Genomic DNA, 4,663 nt, shown 5'->3' with positions numbered 1-4,663 from the left:
GTTTCCCCTTAGTTGGCGTATGAATTGGCCGCTCAACTCCGCTTGCAGAAAATCGCCGTCACGAGCGGTGCCACGCGATGCACGATCGCCGTGCTGCCGGCTTCGGCCAGTGCGCTCTGCACCTTGGATTCGCTGCCGAACACCACAACGCCGTAGGCCGAGCGGGCCACCGGTTCACCGTCGCCGACGCGAAACAGCGGATCGTCTTTTTCGTAGCCGACCACCGCAAAAATGCGAAACCCAAACGCGGTCAAATCAGCACCGTGCACGGGCGAAAACGCATTGATGGAGTTGCTTTCGACCCGCGTCGGTTTCGGATCGATCATCTGCTGCTGGGCGAGATCGGCGATGAACTGATGACCGCTCTCATTGCAGTTCAGCGGCGCATCGAGGGCCGCGGCGGAGCTGGCGAGCGGCAGCGTGATGGCGGCCAGCGCAAGGAGTACACACGAAAAGAAGCGTTTCATAGGCGTGAATGGCGAGCCGTACGTATTCGAAGTAGTGCGTAGTGTGTTCGCAACGGGTAGCGGCGGCAATCGCTCGCGGCCCGAAAGACGTTGCGCATCGAAGTGATGCGGCATGACAGGCGCAACTGGATTCGCACTTTAACGTGATTCGCCAAGTTTTGCCGTCGGCCTGGCACGCGTCGGAGATGCCTCGTCCTTCAGAAAACGTTAAGGAATAAAGCAAGCTTTGGCGATCCCGTATATATTTCCGGGTTATGAATTCGCGACCATCAATTCCAACTAACGTTCCGGCCCCCAGAACATGGGATGCCAGGCTGGCCCGCCGACTCGTCACGCCGCTCGTCCACACCTGGGTCACGCCGAACCACCTCACCACGCTGCGTCTCCTGATTGGGCTCGCCGGCGCGTTTTGCCTCGCGCGCGGGGGCTTTGCCTGGGCTAACTCGGGCGCCTTTCTGATCGTGCTGTCGAACTTCGTGGACCACACGGATGGCGAACTCGCGCGCATCGGCGGCAAGTCGAGCCGGATCGGTCATTTTTACGACCTGGCCTGCGACGCGCTCGTGACCGTCATGTTGTTCGTCGGCATGGGTATCGGGTCGACGCATGTCGGCTCGTTGAACATTGCTCCCGGATGGCTGGGTGCCGTGGCCGGCATCGCAATCGCATTGATTTTCTTCCTGCGCATGCGCATCGAAGACATGGCGGGCAAGGCGGGTACCAAACAGGCGTCGGTGGGTGGGTTCGAAACCGAGGACGTGCTGTATCTGCTGCCCATCGTCACGCTGACAAGCGTCGTTACACCGTTCGTGGTGGTCGCGTCGATCGGCGCGCCGCTCTTTGCTGCCTGGGTGGTGGTCGACTACTGGCGCATCGCGCGCCGCGCCGCACGCTCGGCGGTCGCCCCCGCCAAGGCGTCTGACACCAGTCAAATGTGGGCCAGCGAATGAGTATGCACGCCGAAGACGACGTGGTCGCATCGATTTCCACTGAACGTTCATCCGCGTCGGCGCCGAGCGCGCCTGCGCCGAACGCCGACCGCGCCGTTGCGAGTCGCACGCGCACGTTCGACACACGGCGTTTCTCGCGGGAATTCGCCGATCAGGGCGCGTTCCTGTACCTGGAAGATTTCCTCGCACCCGAAGTCACCACCCAGCTCGTTCAGAGCGCGCGAGGTCTGCTAGACGAAGTCAATCGCAACTATCTGCCGGGGCACAAGCAGGGCGGCAGCGTGAGCCGCCATACGATCGACCGTCTCGCGCCGTTCATCGCCGAGCTGTATCGATCGAAGGAATTGATCGGCTGGCTCGAGCAACTAAGCGGCGACAAGCTCCAGGTCTCACCCGCGGACGATCCGCACGCCTATGCGCTGTACTACTACACGCGCGCCGGCGACCACATCGGCTGGCACTACGATACTTCGTACTACGACGGCCGCCGCTATACGTTGCTACTCGGCGTGATCGACGAATCGTCGTGCCGGCTCGATTATGAATTGCACACGCGCAATCCGGACGTGCCGGACCAGCCGGGCTCGGTGCAGATTCCGCCGGGCGGCCTGGTGTTCTTCGACGGCGACAAGCTGCGTCATCGCATCACGCCGGCCGGGGCGAACGAACTGCGCGTGTCGCTGACTTTCGAATACGTCACCAACCCGAACATGCGCCCGTGGCGCCGTTTCATCTCGAACATGAAAGACGCGATCGCGTACTTTGGATTCCGCCAGGTGTTCCGTCAAATGACGAAGCGCGGCAAGGCCCACGCATGACACGCGCAGCCCTGATTCTGCTGTCGATCGGAACGGCACTTTTTGTCGGCCTGCTCGCGTGGCAGGGTTTCGGCTCGGTCGCCTCGGCGCTGGCCGCGGCCGGCTGGGGGCTCGTGCTCGTCGCGGCGTTCCACCTCGTGCCGCTGGTGCTCGACGCCGGCGCGATTTCGGTGCTGTTCCAGCGCCAGCGCGACGGTGTCCATCACGACGCCACGCTGCGCGACGCATTGTTCGCCCGCTGGATCGGCGAATCGGTGAATAGCCTGTTGCCGGCCGGTCAGATCGGCGGCCCGGTGGTGATGGTGCGGCAACTGTCCCAGCGCGGCATGCGCATGCGCGACGCGGCCGCCGCGATCACCGTCAGCACCACCGCGCAGGCGCTCGCGCAAATCGTCTTCGCGCTGCTCGGGCTGCTGCTGTTCGGCGCTTACGCCGCGCACGGCGCGCTTCACGATCTGCGAACCGCCACACTCATTGCGACCGGCGTGCTGGGCGCGATGATCGCGGGATTCTATTATGCGCAGCACCGCGGCCTGTTTGGCCGTTTGCTGGGCATGCTATCCAAGGTGTTCGGCAAGCGCGACTGGTCGTCGCTGATGACCCGCGCCGAAGCCGTCGACGCCGCCGTGCAGGCGATGTACCGCGAGCGCGGCCGCGTCGCGGCGAGCTTCGCGCTGAGTCTGGCGGGCTGGATTGTCGGCACGGTCGAGGTGTGGCTCGCGTTGCGCTTTCTCGGCCATCCGGTCGACTGGGTCGATGCACTGCTGCTCGAAAGTCTCGGGCAGGCGATTCGCGGGGCAGCCTTCATGATCCCCGGTTCGCTGGGCGTGCAGGAAGGCGGTTATCTGCTGCTCGCGCCGATCGTGGGCTTGCCGCCGGAGGCGGCGCTGGCGTTGTCGCTCGCCAAGCGCGCGAGGGAGATCCTGCTGGGTTTGCCGGGTCTACTGGTTTTGCACTTCAGCGAACGAAACTGGCAACGGCGGCGCGCCACCGCGCGCGTGCCGGTTGTCGATTAAACTCCGTATTTTTTCAAGGACTGCGCATGCGTGCCATCATCCTCGCAGCGGGCCTCGGCCTGCGTCTCCAGCAACCGCCGCAGGCACAGTTCCCGAAGTGCCTGTTGCAGTTCGACGGTATGAGCCTGCTCGAACGGCATCTGCACATGCTTGAAACCGCCGGTGTGGCGGAGGTCGTACTGGCGCTCGGTTTCCAGCCGGAATCGGTGCAGGCGGAACTGGAGCGGATCAACTGGCCGCATCAGGTGGAAACCGTGCTGAACCCGCGCTACGACCTGGGTAGCGTGCTGACGGTGCATACGGTGGCCGAGGCGCTGACGCGCGGCGGCGACGTGCTGCTGATGGATGCCGACGTGCTTTACGACGAGCGCATTCTGAGTGCGCTGGTAGCGGGCGAAACGGTCAATCGGCTGTTGATCGACCGCGATTTCGAAGCCGGCGACGAACCCGTCAAGCTGTGCCTGAAAGACGGCGTGCCGGTCGAATTGCGCAAGCAGTTGGCCGTCAATCTCGAGTACGACACCATCGGCGAGTCGGTGGGCTTCTTCCGCTTCCGTCGGGAAACCGCGCAACGTTTCACGCAGATCGTCGCGGGCTACGTGGAGAGCGGCCGGTCCAACCTGCCGCACGAAGAAGCGGTGCGCGACCTGCTGCTGGAGGGTAGCCAGGTGTTCGATACGGCCGACGTGACCGGCTCGCCGTGGATCGAGATCGACTTCCCGAACGACGTGGCGCGCGCAAGCACCGAGATTCTGCCGCAGCTGCAACCGCTGGTCAGCGCATCGCGTTAAATCCCGCTCCATTCCGGAACGGGTGCTGCATTGCATGGTGAGCCGTCGGTACGCCCGGCTCACCATCGCGTCTTTTTTCGCTTCTTTCCCACGCTGTTTTTCGTAGTCCATGTAGCCTCGTTGCGCGCGCAACGATTGGTCGCGGGTAGCCGCGCGGCAAGCGTGCGAGTGCGAAAAGGCATCGCATTCGCAACATCTGTTGTCGATGCAATGCGATAATCGCCGCTTTACACCGGCGGACCTGCAACCCGTCGTCATGCCAATGCCTCTCGCTTTAGGCACTTTCATCGTTCCGCTGATCGTCGCATGTGCGATGTTCATGGAAAACATGGACGGCACGGTCATCGTGACGTCGCTGCCGGTTCTGGCACGCGATCTTGGCCAGGATCCCATTACCCTCAAGCTCGCCGTGACGGCATATGTCATCGGCCTTGGCGTCTTCATTCCCATTTGCGGCTGGGTCGCCGACCGCTTCGGTTCGCGCACGGTGTTTCGCACGGCAATCGGCATCTTCATGGCCGGCTCGCTGATGTGCGCGGCGTCCACTTCGCTGGACACATTCGTGGTTGCGCGTTTCGTGCAAGGCGTCGGCGGCGCGATGATGGTGCCGGTGGGGCGCAT

General features: G+C 63.4%; 6 protein-coding genes. 5 read left to right on the top strand and 1 reads right to left on the bottom strand.

Features of this window, described 5'->3' with window-relative positions; genetic code table 11:
- Positions 1-32: 32 nt before the first annotated feature.
- On the bottom strand, positions 33-467 hold the full coding sequence (locus QOC89_RS11805) for a hypothetical protein (protein WP_323045181.1): 435 nt from the start codon (positions 465-467) through the stop codon (positions 33-35).
- A gap of 254 nt (positions 468-721) precedes the next feature.
- On the opposite strand from QOC89_RS11805, the gene QOC89_RS11800 reads away from it, so the two are divergent.
- The 5 genes from QOC89_RS11800 to QOC89_RS11780 all read left to right on the top strand — a co-directional run.
- Positions 722-1,417, top strand: a complete 696-nt coding sequence (locus tag QOC89_RS11800) for a CDP-alcohol phosphatidyltransferase family protein (protein ID WP_323045179.1) — start codon at positions 722-724, stop codon at positions 1,415-1,417.
- Entirely contained in the window at positions 1,414-2,235 is an 822-nt protein-coding gene (locus QOC89_RS11795; RefSeq protein ID WP_323045178.1) for a 2OG-Fe(II) oxygenase, read from the top strand. The genes QOC89_RS11800 and QOC89_RS11795 overlap by 4 nt, the downstream gene beginning before the upstream one ends.
- Complete coding sequence (locus QOC89_RS11790) at positions 2,232-3,251, top strand: flippase-like domain-containing protein (protein WP_323045177.1); 1,020 nt, start codon at positions 2,232-2,234, stop codon at positions 3,249-3,251. The genes QOC89_RS11795 and QOC89_RS11790 overlap by 4 nt, the downstream gene beginning before the upstream one ends.
- A 26-nt stretch (positions 3,252-3,277) precedes the next feature.
- Entirely contained in the window at positions 3,278-4,042 is a 765-nt protein-coding gene (locus QOC89_RS11785) for a phosphocholine cytidylyltransferase family protein (protein ID WP_323045176.1), read from the top strand.
- 262 nt (positions 4,043-4,304) lie between these two features.
- The coding region (locus QOC89_RS11780; protein WP_323045180.1) for an MFS transporter at positions 4,305-4,663 on the top strand (359 nt) is incomplete at its 3' end.

Source organism: Paraburkholderia sp. (assembly GCF_034668105.1).
Lineage (GTDB): Bacteria > Pseudomonadota > Gammaproteobacteria > Burkholderiales > Burkholderiaceae > Paraburkholderia.
Note: the sequence above shows the minus strand (reverse complement) of the source record. Positions and strands in the feature narration are given on the sequence as shown.